Genomic DNA, 14263 nt, shown 5'->3' on the forward strand with positions numbered 1-14263 from the left:
CGATGCATCGGGACAGTCGTTGTCGTAACTTCGTACGAAGTGAAAACCCTCGATACCCCATGAAACGCTGGCCTGTCCGCGGCGGCGATCAGCCCATTGCTGCGTCAGTCGTGAGCAATGTGCTCGCCGGCGTCGGCACCTCGCACCTGGCGGCGAGCTACCTGACAGCGATGCATGTCGTGCTGCCCGTGACCTTCTGCACCGTGTTCGCGGTGGACTCCACAGGCCGAATCGAAACCGTCTCGGCCGCGAGCACCTATGGCAGCACCGCCGAGCGCACGGCCGAGCGCTACGTGGCGCAGCGCTTCGACCTTCTCGATCCCAACATGGCATGGCTCGCGGCGCGCAAGCTGCCGAAGCGTGCGCAGTTGTGGCTGGGACACCAGCACGCCGATGAAGTGGCCGACCCGGCCTACCGCGCGGCCTGCTACGGAGATGTCGGCATCCGCGAGCGGGCGTCGGTGCTGCTTCTCCTGCCATCCGGGCAGCGTGCGGCCGTCAGCTTTTACCGAAGCCTTGCGCAGCCTGATTTCGGCCAGGCTGATTTCGACCTGCTGGAGGTGCACGCAGTGCTGCTGGCCGATGCAACGGCGGCGCACGGTCGCAGTGCCGTGGTGGCAAGGGACACCGCGGAGCCGACCCTGGCCTCGCGCCTGCTCGGCCTGAGCCTGCGCGAGCGTGAGGTGATCGGGCATCTGCTGGCCGGCAAGACGGCGAAGGAAGCGGCGCGAGAAATCGGTATCGAGCTCACAACGGCTCGAACGCATCAGTACCGGGCTTTTCGGCGGTTGGGGATAGGAACTTTGAAGGATTTGCTGCGCGGGACTCGCGTTTGAGTCCCAGGCAATCATGTCGCCGGCAGCGACATGACCGCAAAACGTGTCGACGAAATCGAAAAACAGCGACACGTTTTATTGACGTGTCGACGGAATCGAAAAACATCGACACGTTTTGTTGACGTGTCGATGGCAGCGACATATCGCCTTGGCGCTAAAGGACCCCACCCGGCGCCACCACTTCCTGCTCGATCGCCCCGAAGATCGACTGCCCGTCCTGCCCCTTCATCTCGATACGGATGGTGTCGCCGTACTTCATGAATTCGGTCGTCGGCTGGCCGTCCTGGATGGTCTCGATGCACCGCTTCTCGGCGATGCAGCTGTAGCCCTTCGGCCACTCCATGCGGCCGCCCTTCTCGACGCCCTTGTTGCTCACGGTGCCGCTGCCGACGATGCTGCCGGCGCGCACGTTGCGCGTTTTGGCGATATGCGCAATGAGTTGGCCGAAGTGGAAGGTCATCTCCTCGCCTGCGTCGCACATGCCGACTTTTCGGCCGTTCCATGTGCTTTGCAGTGCGAGGTGTACGCGGCCTCCCTGCCAGGCGTTGCCGAGTTCGTCGAGGGTCACTGCCACGGGGCTGAACGCCGTCGACGGCTTGCTCTGGAAAAAACCGAATCCCTTGGCGAGTTCGGCCGGAATCAGGTTGCGGAGGCTGACGTCATTGGCAAGCATCACGAGGCGGATGCCGTCGAGCGCCTGCGCCGGGGTGGCGCCCATCCTGACGTCGCCGGTGATGACGGCGATCTCGGCCTCGAAGTCGATCCCGAAGGCCTCGCTGGCGACCGCGACCGGATCGCAGGGGCCGATGAAATCGTCGCTGCCGCCCTGGTACATCAGCGGGTCGGTGTAGAAGCTCTCGGGCACTTCGGCATTGCGGGCCTTGCGCACCAACTCGACGTGGTTGATGTAGGCCGAGCCGTCGGCCCACTGGTAGGCGCGCGGCAGCGGCGCCATGCACTGGACCGGATCGAATGGAAAGGCATGCCGCGCCCGTCCGCCATTGAGCGCGTCATAGAGATCCTGCAATTGCGGGCTCATGAAGCCCCAGTCGTCGAGCACCTGCTGCATGCGGCTGGCGATGCCGGTGGCGTAGTGCGCGGTGGCGAGATCGCGCGAAACGACGACGAGTTGCCCGTCGCGCGAACCGTCTTTGAGAGTGGCGAGTTTCATGGGTGGCGGCCGATGCCGGCACGGCATCGCTACTAAACTGATTGACCGGGCGGCAGTGTACCGAGATGAACCTCGCGGCCTGCACCGGGTCGATCTCTGATGCGAATGACCAATCCCCCCGTCCTGCCCGAAGCACCGCGCCCGCCGTGGCGCGCGCTGGCGCTGCTGACCGCGGTGGTTGTGATCGTGCATCTGGTCCTGCTCGGTCTTGCGCCTTCGGGCGTGGGAACACCACCTTCTCCGCTGGCCGACAGGTTCATCACCCGAACCATCGTCGTCGCGCCGCCGCCCGCCGCCGCACCTGCACTCGCACGGCCCGCGCCTGCCGCCGAGATCAAGCCGGTGCGTCCGCGCCCGCCGGCCCGGCCGCGGCCGGTCGCACCCAGACCGGCGCCCGAACCCGCAACAGCCGCCCAGTCCGAGCCGCAGTCGCAGGACCTCGCTTCGCAGGCAAGCACCGATACGGGAACAGCGGATAGCGCGCCCGCGGGCGGCGCGGGTTCGGCGACAGGAAACGGCGAAGGGGCAGTTGCAGCCGGCAACGAGGCCGCGGCTGCCAACATGCCCGGCTCGGTGCCACTGCACATCCCAGGGTCGGTGCGCCTCGCCTTCGCCGCGACCGCCCAGCAAGGAACGACGCCCATGCAGGGCGTGTTCGGGAATCTCGACTGGCTGCAGGACGGCGACCGCTACGACGCCCAGCTGTCTCTCACCTTCCTCTTCAAGACCTTCCGCAGCCTGCACAGCAACGGCGTCATCGGTTCGACGGGGATCGAGCCGATGCGCTTCTCGGACAAGCGCAAGACCGAAGTCGCCTCGCATTTCGTGCGCGACCAGAAGACCGTGATCTTCAGCAACAACTCGCCCAGCGTGCCGCTGCTCGCAGGCGCGCAAGACCGACTCAGCGTGGTGATGCAACTGGGCGCCCTCATGGCCGGCGATCCGGCGCGCTATCCCCCGGCGTCGGTCATCGCGGTGCAGACGGTCGGGCCCTCCGACGCCGAGATCTGGACCTTCACCATCTCGGGCGAAGAGCAAGTGACGGTGCCCGCCGGCGAATTCACGGTGCGAAAGCTCACACGCGCCCCCCGGCAGCCCTTCGACGACAAGATCGAACTCTGGCTGGCGCCGGAACTGGGCTATTTGCCGGTCCGCATCAGGCAGACCCAGCCGAACCAGGATTTCGTCGACCTCCAACTGCGCGAACAGGTGCCGTTGCGCACTTCCAACTAGCGTCACGCATCTTGTCGATGGCCTGCCGGCCGACTTCGGGGACACTGCGAGGCATTCAGGCAAGAATGCACCGCACCATGACCGAAACCCGTACCGACCTGGCCAAGATCACGCTCAACGTCCTGAGCATCGCCCTGCTCATCGGTTCTTCGCTCTGGGTCTTGCGGCCGTTTCTGGGCGCGACGATCTGGGCGGCCATGGTGGTGGTGGCGACTTGGCCGGCGCTGCTGTGGTTCGAGGCCCGGCTCTGGCGACGCCGGAGCCTGGCGGTGCTGGTGATGGTGCTGATCCTGCTGCTTCTGTTCGTGCTGCCGCTGACGATGGCGATCTCGACCATCGCCGCCAACGCGAACGAAGTCACCACGTGGGTCAAGTCGCTGATCAGCCAGGGGCCGCCCAAGGTGCCCGAGTGGCTGGGGCGGCTGCCCTTCGTCGGACCGCGATTGACCGCCGCCTGGGACGCGCAAGTGGCTTCGGGCGTGGCGGGACTGGAAGCCGAGATCGCGCCCTACGCCAAGCAGGTCACCGGATGGGTGTTCGCCCAGGCGGGCGTGGTGGGGGCACTGACCTTGCAGTTCCTCCTGACCGTGGTCATCGCGGGCCTCATGTACGCCCAGGGCGAGGCCGCGGCAGCGACAGTCCGCCAGTTCGGCCGAAAGCTCGGCGGGCAACGGGGCGAAGACGCCGTGATCCTGGCCGGTCAGGCGATCCGCGGGGTGGCCCTGGGGGTGGGCGTGACGGCCATCGTCCAGGCGGTCATGGGCGGAATCGGCCTGGCGATCGCCGGCGTGCCGTTCTCGGCGCTGCTCACGGCGGTCATGTTCATGTTCTGCATCGTCCAGATCGGGCCGACGCTGGTGCTGGCGCCCGCAGTGATCTGGGTGTTCTGGAGCGGATCGACCGGCTGGGGCGTTTTTCTGCTGATCTGGACCCTCATCGTGGGCACGATGGACAACTTCCTGCGTCCATGGCTGATCAAACGCGGCGCCGATCTCCCCCTGCTGCTGATCTTCGCCGGTGTCATCGGCGGCTTGTTCGGATTCGGACTGGTCGGCATCTTTGTCGGTCCGGTCATGCTGGCGGTGTCGTACACGCTGCTGGAGGCCTGGCTCGCTGACCCCGAACCCCAGCCGGTCGAGGCAAAACCCTGAGAGGGACACAAAAAAATACAGGCGCGTTCCTACAACGCAACGCCGGATATTGAAACTGGCGCGTTGATTGCTATCTAACGACCATGAATGCCATCGACATCCTCACAGGACCCGACATGCAAATGCTCTACGACTCCGACTCTTTCGTCGTCGTGCACGTGCAGCCGACGGAAGGAGACGCGCCGGTGGCGCCCAACGTTCCGGTGCTGGCGCGCCACGGCTTCGAGATCGTCGACAAGCGCTCGGGCAAGGAGGTTTATCTGGACGGTTCCTGGGCCGAACTCTTCCAGCAGCAAATCGCCGCCTGGCAAATCAACACGCCCACGCAGGAAGAAGTCGAGGACACCCTCGAAGGGTATGCCGAGTTGGCGCACACACCCGTCCTCGTCCATTGACCCGACAAAAGAGCGCTTCGGCGCTCTTTTTTTCTTCAGCCGGGGCATAGTGGCGGCCATGCTCCTTCGACACCCTTTCGCACTGACATTCCTCGCGTCGCTTATCGGTGCAACGGTGCTTTCAGGTTGCGCAGCCGGCACGCCGGCTGCCGACACCCCTGTCGCCCGTCGCGTGGCGACATTGTTGCCCACTGACGCCCTGCTGCTCGGCGAACAGCACGACGCCCCCGAGCACCACGCGATCGAACGTCAGACTGTCGAGGCGCTCACCGCCAACGGCCACCTTGCGGCGCTCGCCCTCGAAATGGCCGACACAGGCAACAGCACCGGCTATCTCGGCGCCGACGCGACCGAATCCCAAGTACAGACGGCGTTGAGCTGGAACGACAACGCCTGGCCCTGGACCGACTACGGGCCCGCCGTGATGGCCGCCGTGCGCGCTGGCGTGCCCGTGATTGGTGCCAACCTGCCGCGCGAGCACATGAAGGACGCGATGAAGGACGTTTCGCTCGACGCCCAACTCGCCGACGACGCCCGGGCGGCCCAGCGTGAGGCTGTGCGCAGCGGGCACTGCAACCTGCTTCCGGAGTCGCAGATCGTCCCGATGACGCGCATCCAGATCGCGCGCGACCGGTCGATGGCGCTAGCGATCGTCAAGGCGCGGGTGCCCGGCAAGACGGTGCTGCTGGTGAGCGGCGCCGGCCACGCCGACAAGGCGCTCGGGGTTCCGCAACACCTGCCGACCGACATCTCGGTGAAGGTAGTGCAGATGCAAGCCGGCGCGCCGCGCGCCACGGCGGACGTCTTCGACGTCGCGTGGCAAACGCCCGCACTGCCCGAAAAGGACTACTGCGCCGCGCTGCGGCCGGAGCGCCGCAGCCCGGGCTGATACCGCTTCGTCAGGCGTGCTTCTTGATCGCGTCGGCCAGCGTATTGACCAAGGCGTCGATGTGCGACTTCTCGACGATGTAAGGCGGCGCGATCACGAGCACGTCGCCCGCGGGCCGCACCAGAGCGCCGTTGTGGAAGCACTCGAGGAAGATGTCATAGGCGCGCTTGCCGGGCAAGCCCGCGATCGGCGCGAGTTCGACCGCCGCTGCGAGCCCCAGGCTGCGAATGCCGATGACGTTCGGCAGTCCCTTGAAAGTGCTGTGGAAGGCGTCGCCCAGCACCTTGCCCATTTCGCCCGCGCGCGCAAACAGCTGCTCTTTCTGGAACAGTTCCAGCGTCGCGATGGCGGCCGCGCAGGCAACCGGATGGCCCGAGTAGGTGTAGCCGTGGAAGAACTCCACCACGTGCTCGGGCGCTGACGTGTTCATCATCGCGTCGTAGAGCTTGTCGCGGCAGATCACGCCGCCCAGCGGAATCACGCCGTTGGTCACGCACTTCGCGAAATTCAGCATGTCGGGCACGACACCGTAATAGTCCGACGCGAAATTGGTGCCCATGCGCCCGAAACCCGTGATGACCTCGTCGAAGATCAGCAGGATGCCGTGCTTGTCGCAGATCTCGCGCAGCTTCTGCAGGTAGCCCTTGGGCGGCACGTACCAGCCGGCGGACCCGGCAATGGGTTCCACGATGATCGCGGCCACGTTGCTCGGATCGTGCAGCGGCAGGATGCGCTGTTCCAGGTCGGCCAGTGCATCCTCGGCCCAGACCGGCTCCTGGTTGTGGATGTACGCATGGTTGACCGGATCGTGGATGAAGCGCATATGGTCCACGCGCGGCAGGAAGGCCGAGCCGAACACCTTGCGGTTGCCCGGAATGCCGCCCACCGACATGCCGCCGAACCCGACGCCGTGGTAGCCCTTCTCGCGGCCGATGAAGACGTTGCGGTGGCCTTCGCCACGGGCGCGGTGATAGGCAAGAGCGACCTTCAGCGACGTGTCGGCCGCCTCGCTGCCCGAGTTGCAGAACAGCACCTTGTTGAGGTCGCCCGGCGCCATGGCGGCGATCATCTCGGCAGCCTTGAACGCCTTGTCGTTGCTGACCTGGAAAGCCGTCGCGTAGTCGAGCGTGTCGAGTTGCGCCTTGATGGCCTCATTGATGGGCTTGCGGTTGTGGCCCGCGCCCACGCACCAGAGCGAGGAGATGCCGTCGATCACCTTTTGCCCGTCGTGCGTGGTGAACTCCATCCCGTCGGCCGTCACGAAAACACGCGGGTCCTTCTTGAAGTGGCGGTTGGGGGTGAAGGGCAACCACTGGTTGTCCATGTTGAAGTCGTTGTAGGCCATGAATCGCTCCTGAGAGGTACGTTCTTGCTTGAAAAGGTTGATTTTGGCACCGGCCGCGTCAACCGTGCGCCCTGCGACAATGGCCGGCCTTATGAATCCCGCGTACATCCTTACCCTTTCCTGCCCCGATCGCACCGGCATCGTCCACGCTGTTTCCGGTTTCCTGCTCGATCGCGGCGGCAACATCGAGGAAGCAGCCCAGTACAACGACCACGGTACCGGCCTGTTCTTCATGCGCGTGCGCTTCGCGTGCGACCAAAGCGAAGCCGCGCTGCGCGAACAGATCGGCGAACTGGCGGCGAAATTCGGAATGCGCTGGAAGCTCTACGCCGCCGCCGAACCGATGAAGACGGTCATCATGGTCAGCAAGGAAGGCCACTGCCTCAACGACCTGCTCTTCCGCTGGAAGAGCGGCCTGCTCTCCATCGACGTGCGCGCCATCATCTCGAACCACCGCGACTTCTATCAGCTGGCGGCGAGCTACAACGTGCCCTTCCACCACATCCCGGTGACTGCCGCGACCAAGGCGCAAGGAGAGGCCAGGCAACTCGAGATCATCGACGCCGAGGGTGCCGACCTCGTGGTGCTGGCGCGCTACATGCAGATCCTGAGCAACGACCTGTGCGTCAGGCTCGCGGGCCGCGCCATCAACATCCACCACTCCTTCCTGCCCAGCTTCAAGGGCGCCAAGCCCTACTACCAGGCACATGACCGCGGCGTGAAGCTGATCGGCGCCACCGCCCACTACGTGACGGCCGACCTCGACGAAGGCCCGATCATCGAGCAGGACGTGGAGCGCGCCGACCACACCGACACGGTCGAAGACCTCACCGCACGCGGTCGCGACACCGAAAGTCAGGTGCTCGCGCGCGCCGTGAAGTGGCACAGCGAGCACCGGGTGCTGCTGAATGGCCACCGCACGGTGGTCTTCCGCTAAGTCAGTCGACCTTGATGTTGTTCGCCTGGATCACCTTGCGGTAGAGCTCGTACTGCGCGGCGATCGCGCGGCCGAACTCGTCGGGCGGCATGCCCCGCACCGTGATGCCCTGGGCGACCAGCTTGGCGTTGGTGTCCGGGTCATCCAACGCATGGCGCACCGCCGTGTATTGCCGATCGATGATCTCCTTCGGCGTCCCCTTGGGCGCAACCAGCGCGAACCACGAGTTGAAGAAGAAGTCCGGCAAGCCCGACTCGGCCACTGTCGGCACGTCCGGATACTGAGGCAGTCGCTTCTGCGTCGACACTGCGAGCAGGCGCAGCTTGCCGCCCTGTATCAGCGATGTGACCGTCCCCAGCCCCTGGAACGCGGCATCGACTTCTCCGCCGGCCACCGCGACCGCCGCCGGCGTCGCTCCTTTGTATGGCACGTGCGTCACGTTGATTCCGGCGCGCGAGGCGAACATCGCCATCGCGATGTGCTGCGGGCTGCCGCTCCCGCCTGAGCCGTAGTTGAGCTTGCCGGGCGACGCCTTCGCCGCCTTGATGAAATCGTCCACGGTGTGGAAGGGCGAATCGGGCTTGACCACCAGGCCCCATTCGATCGTGCCGACCAGCGAGATGGGTGCGAAGTCGGTCAGTGCATCCCAACCCGCCTTGGGATAGATGTGCGGAATCATCGTCAGCACGCTGTCGTTGAACCCGCCCAGGGTGTAGCCGTCCGGTGCCGCGTGCGCGACACGATCCGCACCGATCAGGCCTGACGAGCCGGGAATGTTCTCCAGCACGAAGGGCTGCCCGAGGTCGGAACCCATCTTCTGCGTGAGGACGCGTGCACCGTTGTCCACGGCACTGCCTGCCGCCAGCGGAATCACCATGCGGATCGGCTTGGTTGGATACGCCGACTGAGCGGATGCAAGCATCGCGGCGCTGCAGATCCATAGGCCGGCCAGAAGGCGTTGCAGGAATGTCATGGGAGTCTCCGTAGTTCTTATTTCTTTGAACGGCCGCGCGCTTCAGCGCAGCGCGGCGATGCCGAGCCGGGCGGCCAGCTGATCGAGATCATCGACCAGCGCGGCCGCGACCGGCACGCCGCTCTTCTCGTACGCCGCGCGTCGGCCGTGGCTTTGTTCGCCGGGCAGCCAGATGCGCTCCACGCCCGGCAGGCGCTCGCTGTTGCGGATGTCGCGCACCAGCGCGTCGACGGCCGCCTTGAACGGCCCCGCCCCGCCGAAAGCTGCGAGATCGATCACGAGGATGGCCTGTCCGGTATTGGTGGGCGTGACGTGATCGGCGTTGAAATCGATCAGGTCGCGCCCCATCGCGGCGCCTTGCAGCGTACCGGCCAGCAGGCCGACGATGAGCGCGAGACCGTAACCCTTGTGGCCGCCGATCGGCAACAGAAACCCCTCGTTCGACCGCTTGGGGTCGGTGAGCGGACGCCCCTGGCGATCGATCATCCAGCCCTCGGGCATCGGCTCGCCGCGCTTGGCCTTGGCCTTGACCTTGCCGTAGGCCGCGACGGTCGTTGCCATGTCGAGCACGACAGCAGGCTCATCCCCGGCGGGAATCCCCGCGGCAATGGGGTTGGTCGACAGCAGCATCTCCATGCCGCCCCAGGGCGCCATGTGGTTGGCGTTGCCGACCGCGAAGTACAGCCCGATCATGTCGTGCGCCACCGGCATGCGCGCGTAGAGCGAAGCGGGTCCCGCGTGGTTGCTGGCGCGCGTGCCCACCCAGGCGACACCCGCACTGCGCGCTTTCTCGATGGCGATTCGCACCGCGTGCGACACCACCAGATGGCCCATGCCGTTGTCGCCATCCACCACCGCCATGGCGGCACGCTCCTCGACCACGCGAATATGGGGCCGAACGTTGATGCCGCCGGCCTCGATGCGCTGGACGTACTGCGGCAGACGGATGATCCCGTGGCCGTCCGAACCCTGCAGGTCGGCCTCGGCCATCAGGCCAGCGACGCAATCCGCATCGTCGCGGGAAAGGCCCACCCGCTCCAGCGCCTCGGCGGTGAAACGCCGCAGGCGCTCACCGGGAATCCATATGGTTTTGCTATCGGTTGTCATATGTCGCGGCAGTCTAGGTAAGCGCTACACCGTCGTCCAATGCCGAATCGGTTCGGAGCCATATCATTTTGCGATTGCTCCCATCGACAGGCAGCCGCCATGAACCTTCGCACCCTGCGCTATTTCGTTGCCATTGCCGATGCCGGCAGTTTCACCGCCGCGGCGACGGCGCTTTCGATCGCCCAATCCGCGTTGACGCGGCAATTGCGCGATCTGGAGACTGAACTGGGCGTCCAACTCCTGCAGCGCGGTCCGCGCGGCGTTCGGCTGACCCAGGAAGGCGCAACCCTCTACGAATCGGCGCAGCGCATGCTGGCCGAGTCGGCGCGCGTGAGGCAGTTGTTGACGAACGGCGATGCCAATTCGGCGTCCACGGTGGTGCTCGGCGTGTCGCCGACGCTCACGCGGGTGCTCCTGCCCGGCGTGTTCGAGCGCTGTCATCACGGCCTGGCCGGCATTCGGCTGGTCGTGCGCGAGGCCTTCACGCCGCAATTGCTGGAGAGCCTCGAACGGGGCAGGATCGACCTGGCGGTGGTGACCAACCCCGAGCCCAACCGCGCCCTCGCCCATCAACCACTGCTGGCCGAGCCCTTCGCGCTCATCACGCCAATGCAAGCCAACACGCCGCCGGTGGTGCCGCTGGCCGCGCTCGCCAAGGTTCCGCTGCTGATGACGCGGCTGCATCGCGGCATCGTGGAACGAACCCTCGCGCCGCTCGGCACACGGCTCAATATCCAAGCAGAGATCGACTCGGTCGATGCCATCCGCGAACTCGTGCTTCAAGGCCGATGGGCGACGGTCATGCCGGTGTCGGTCTTCAAGGAACAGCGCCAAGGCACGGTGCGCCTGTCGGAAGTCTCCGGCGTGCAGTTGCATCGCATGCTGATGCTGGCCACGCGCATCGAGCGCGCGCAGAACGCGGCCATCGCCGTGGTGGCCGACGTGGTGCGGGCCGAGGCCGGCAAGCTCGCGGCGGCTGGCGTTTTCAGCTTCGGATCGGCGCCCGTGGCAGCCAAGACGGAGACAATGGCGGCATGAACACAGCGTCGGTCGAAACCGGGAACGCCTCCGTCTCCCGTAGAGAACTTCAGGCCAGGGTGGTGAGCGCCTTGCAGGCGAAGCTCCCATCGCACGCCGTCCTGTCGAACGACGAGGACACCGTCCCTTATGAATGCGATGGCCTCACGGCCTACCGCCAGCGCCCGCTGGTCGTCGCGCTGCCCGAAAACGAAGCGCAGGTGCAGGCCGTGCTCAAGACCTGTCATGCGCTGGGCGTGCCCATCGTGGCGCGCGGCGCGGGCACGGGTCTCTCCGGCGGCGCGATGCCGAACGCGCTCGGCGTCACGTTATCGCTCGCCAAGTTCAACCGCATCCTCAAGATCGATCCAGTGAGCCGCACGGCCGTCGTGCAGTGCGGCGTGCGAAATCTCGCGATCAGCGAGGCGGCGGCGCCCTTCGGCCTCTACTACGCGCCCGATCCTTCGAGCCAGATCGCCTGCACCATCGGCGGCAACGTGGCGGAGAACTCGGGCGGCGTGCACTGCCTCAAGTACGGCCTGACGCTGCACAACGTGTTGCGCGTGCGCGGCTTCACGGCCGAGGGCGACCCGATCGAGTTCGGCAGCGAGGCGCTCGACTGCGCCGGACTCGACCTGCTGGCGCTCGTGATCGGCAGCGAAGGCATGCTGGCCGTGACCACCGAAGTGACCGTCAAGCTCGTGCCGAAGCCGCAGTTGGCGCGCTGCATCATGGCCAGCTTCGACGATGTGCGCAAAGCCGGCGATGCGGTCGCCGCAGTGATCGCGGCCGGCATCATCCCGGCGGGGCTGGAGATGATGGACAAACCCATGACTGCCGCAGTCGAAGACTTCGTGCGCGCGGGCTACGACCTCGATGCCGCGGCGATCCTTCTGTGCGAATCCGACGGCACGCCCGAGGAGGTCGAGGAGGAAATCGGCCGCATGACCGACGTGCTGCGCGGCTGCGGCGCCACCGCGATCGCCTGCAGCGAGAACGAAGAGGAGCGCCTCCGGTTCTGGAGCGGCCGCAAGAACGCGTTCCCCGCATCGGGCCGAATCAGCCCGGACTACATGTGCCTGGACTCGACCATCCCGCGCAAGCGGCTCGCCGACATCCTGTTGGCCATCCAGGAGATGGAAAAGAAATACAACCTGCGCTGCTGCAACGTGTTCCACGCGGGCGATGGCAACCTGCATCCGCTGGTGCTGTTCGACGCGAATGATCCCGACGAGCTTCACCGCTGCGAGTTGTTCGGCGCCGACATCCTCGAGACCAGTGTTGCGATGGGCGGCACGGTGTCGGGCGAGCATGGCGTCGGCGTCGAGAAGCTCAACAGCATGTGCGTGCAGTTCACGGCGGCCGAGAACGAGCAGATGTTCGGGGTGAAGCGCGCCTTCGACCCGGCGGGTCTCTTGAACCCCGGCAAGGTGATTCCGACGCTGCAGCGCTGCGCCGAATACGGCAAGCAGGTGTTCCGCAGCAGCAAGCCGCAGCCGTTCGCCGATCTTCCGCGCTTTTGAGATGAACGGATTGCGCGGCATGGCTTGGCTGCTGGTGTTCCAGTCTGCCGGCGAGGTTCTTTCGCGAGGCTTGTCCTTGCCTCTTCCGGGGCCCGTGCTCGGCATGATGCTGATGCTCGCAGGCTTGCGTTTTTCCGTTGTGCGCGAGCCGGTGGCCGAATGCGCGACATTTCTGCTCGGTCACCTTTCGCTGCTCTTCGTTCCGGTCGGCGTGGGCGTGATGACGCACCTCGCGCTGCTCAGCCAGTTCGGCGGGCGGATGCTCGTGATCATCGCGCTGTCGACGTGGATCGGGCTGGCCGTCACGGCGCTGGTGCTCTACTGGCCAGACCGCAAACAAAAAGCGTAAGGGAAGCCTGAGCATGCCGCGTTTCGTCGAACTCTGGATCTATCTATCGGCCACGCCGCTCTTCGGCCTCACCGCGACGCTGGTCGTGTATCTGCTCGCGAATGCGGCGTACACACGGCTCGGTGCGGCGCCTTGGGCCAATCCGGTGCTCTGGTCGGTGATCGTGCTGGCGAGCGGACTGCTGCTCACGCATGTGGACTACCAGACCTACTTCGCAGGCGCGCAGTTCATTCACTTCCTGCTCGGGCCGGCCGTGGTCGCGCTCGCATGGCCGCTGTGGCAGCGGCGCGCCGAGCTGCGTGCGCGCTTCGGTCGGCTGGTGCTCGCATCGCTGCTGGGGGGCGCGGCCGCTGGCGGTTCTGCCGTGGCATTGGGTTGGGCGATGGGGTTGCCGCACGACGTGGTGCTGTCGCTCGCACCCAAGTCGGTGACGGCGCCCGTTGCGATGGGGATCGCCGAAAAGATCGGCGGTATTCCGGCACTTTCGGCTGTGTTCGCAGTGCTGACCGGCATGATCGGCGCGCTGTCCGGCAAGTACCTCTTCGACGCGCTGCGAATCAGCACCAGCAGTCAAGGCTATGCCGCGCGCGGTTTCGGCCTGGGCACCGCCGCGCACGGCATCGGCGCGGCCAGGGCGCTGCACGTCAATGCGGATGCCGGCGCCTACGCCGGTCTCGCACTGGGCATGCAGGTGGTCCTTGCGGCGCTGCTGATGCCACTGGTGTTTCGCCTCTTTTGAGCGAAGCAGAAAAAAGCCGGCCCATGCATTTCGCATGGCCGGCTTCTTGGTATTGCGCCCGAGGCGCGTGAATTACAGCGCGAGCGGGTTGCCGCGTGCCGCAGCACGCGCTTCGGCGCGCACGGCATCGCGGTTGACGGTGCTGGCCAGAATCGGTGCCACACCGGCCGAGGCGCCTTCCGCATACGGGTCGGCGCTGTGCGCAGCGGCAACGCCCTGGTTGCGCACGGCGGCGCGGGTGCTGGCGCTCACGACAACCGCCGGGACGCCCGACTCGGCGCCGTCGGCATAGGGGTTGACCTGGTGTGCCGCGGTCACGGCATCGGCGCGGACCGTTGCGCGGCTGTTTGCCGACACGAGCGGGTGCACGCCTTCGTAGGTTTCTGCTTGGGCGCCGGCTGCGGCCAGGAGAGTGAGTGCGGCTGCGGCGATGATCTTCGAGGTCTTCATTTCAATGTCCTTTGACTGCTTGACTGCTTAGGATGATTTCGAACCGGTCTTGGGTGGGGGCCGCCCTTGAAGGGCAGCCACCTCGCTCGGGGGCCCTGTTCACCCAGAACTGCTTGCTTGCTGCTCTGTGGGATGAATTGTGCGCCTG

Annotated in this window: 15 protein-coding genes; 10 read left to right on the forward strand and 5 right to left on the reverse strand. The window is 65.9% G+C overall.

Annotated elements, in window-relative coordinates:
• Window positions 1-59: 59 nt before the first annotated feature.
• Window positions 60-836: a LuxR C-terminal-related transcriptional regulator gene (locus tag AC1DHL_RS21480; RefSeq protein WP_478163293.1), complete on the forward strand. Its 777-nt coding sequence runs from the start codon at window positions 60-62 to the stop codon at window positions 834-836.
• A gap of 154 nt (window positions 837-990) precedes the next feature.
• Here AC1DHL_RS21480 and AC1DHL_RS21485 read toward each other — a convergent pair whose 3' ends face one another.
• The gene (locus AC1DHL_RS21485; RefSeq protein ID WP_478163294.1) at window positions 991-2007 is read right to left on the reverse strand and encodes a fumarylacetoacetate hydrolase family protein; all 1017 of its coding nucleotides are present in this window, start codon (window positions 2005-2007) and stop codon (window positions 991-993) included.
• A gap of 105 nt (window positions 2008-2112) precedes the next feature.
• Here AC1DHL_RS21485 and AC1DHL_RS21490 point away from each other — a divergent pair, with 105 nt between their 5' ends.
• From AC1DHL_RS21490 to AC1DHL_RS21505, 4 genes are all read left to right on the forward strand, one after another.
• Window positions 2113-3240 (forward strand): DUF3108 domain-containing protein, encoded by a 1128-nt coding sequence (locus tag AC1DHL_RS21490; RefSeq protein ID WP_478163295.1) that lies wholly within the window; start codon window positions 2113-2115, stop codon window positions 3238-3240.
• 77 nt (window positions 3241-3317) lie between these two features.
• Window positions 3318-4391, forward strand: coding sequence for an AI-2E family transporter YdiK (gene ydiK / locus AC1DHL_RS21495; RefSeq protein WP_478098953.1), 1074 nt, complete (start codon window positions 3318-3320; stop codon window positions 4389-4391).
• An 83-nt stretch (window positions 4392-4474) separates the two neighbouring features.
• Window positions 4475-4786 carry a BTH_I0359 family protein gene (locus AC1DHL_RS21500; protein ID WP_478098954.1) on the forward strand — a complete coding sequence of 104 codons (312 nt, stop codon included), beginning with the start codon at window positions 4475-4477 and terminating at the stop codon, window positions 4784-4786.
• 58 nt (window positions 4787-4844) lie between these two features.
• A complete protein-coding gene (locus tag AC1DHL_RS21505) occupies window positions 4845-5675 on the forward strand; it encodes a ChaN family lipoprotein (RefSeq protein WP_478098956.1) in 831 nt (276 codons plus the stop codon).
• A 10-nt stretch (window positions 5676-5685) separates the two neighbouring features.
• Here the strand turns inward: AC1DHL_RS21505 and aptA are convergent, their stop codons facing one another.
• Window positions 5686-7020 (reverse strand): omega-aminotransferase AptA, encoded by a 1335-nt coding sequence (aptA, locus tag AC1DHL_RS21510; protein WP_478163296.1) that lies wholly within the window; start codon window positions 7018-7020, stop codon window positions 5686-5688.
• Window positions 7021-7111: 91 nt separating this feature from the next.
• Here aptA and purU point away from each other — a divergent pair, with 91 nt between their 5' ends.
• Complete coding sequence (gene purU / locus AC1DHL_RS21515; RefSeq protein ID WP_478163297.1) at window positions 7112-7957, forward strand: formyltetrahydrofolate deformylase; 846 nt, start codon at window positions 7112-7114, stop codon at window positions 7955-7957.
• 1 nt (window position 7958) lies between these two features.
• Here the strand turns inward: purU and AC1DHL_RS21520 are convergent, their stop codons facing one another.
• A complete protein-coding gene (locus tag AC1DHL_RS21520; protein ID WP_478163298.1) occupies window positions 7959-8930 on the reverse strand; it encodes a Bug family tripartite tricarboxylate transporter substrate binding protein in 972 nt (323 codons plus the stop codon).
• A gap of 42 nt (window positions 8931-8972) precedes the next feature.
• Window positions 8973-10037, reverse strand: coding sequence for an Ldh family oxidoreductase (locus AC1DHL_RS21525; RefSeq protein WP_478163299.1), 1065 nt, complete (start codon window positions 10035-10037; stop codon window positions 8973-8975).
• 99 nt (window positions 10038-10136) lie between these two features.
• Between AC1DHL_RS21525 and AC1DHL_RS21530 the strand changes: the two genes are divergently transcribed.
• The 4 genes from AC1DHL_RS21530 to AC1DHL_RS21545 are packed head-to-tail and all read left to right on the forward strand — an operon-like array spanning window position 10137 to window position 13665.
• A complete protein-coding gene (locus tag AC1DHL_RS21530; protein WP_478163300.1) occupies window positions 10137-11075 on the forward strand; it encodes a LysR family transcriptional regulator in 939 nt (312 codons plus the stop codon).
• Window positions 11072-12577, forward strand: coding sequence for an FAD-linked oxidase C-terminal domain-containing protein (locus tag AC1DHL_RS21535; protein ID WP_478163301.1), 1506 nt, complete (start codon window positions 11072-11074; stop codon window positions 12575-12577). The genes AC1DHL_RS21530 and AC1DHL_RS21535 overlap by 4 nt, the downstream gene beginning before the upstream one ends.
• A 1-nt stretch (window position 12578) precedes the next feature.
• A complete protein-coding gene (locus AC1DHL_RS21540) occupies window positions 12579-12926 on the forward strand; it encodes a CidA/LrgA family protein (protein WP_478098967.1) in 348 nt (115 codons plus the stop codon).
• Between the two features lie 13 nt (window positions 12927-12939).
• Window positions 12940-13665 carry an LrgB family protein gene (locus AC1DHL_RS21545; RefSeq protein ID WP_478163302.1) on the forward strand — a complete coding sequence of 242 codons (726 nt, stop codon included), beginning with the start codon at window positions 12940-12942 and terminating at the stop codon, window positions 13663-13665.
• Window positions 13666-13737: 72 nt separating this feature from the next.
• Here the strand turns inward: AC1DHL_RS21545 and AC1DHL_RS21550 are convergent, their stop codons facing one another.
• Window positions 13738-14115: a helicase SNF2 gene (locus tag AC1DHL_RS21550; RefSeq protein WP_478163303.1), complete on the reverse strand. Its 378-nt coding sequence runs from the start codon at window positions 14113-14115 to the stop codon at window positions 13738-13740.
• Window positions 14116-14263 lie beyond the last annotated feature (148 nt).

This window comes from Variovorax sp. 10L426, from assembly GCF_056395305.1.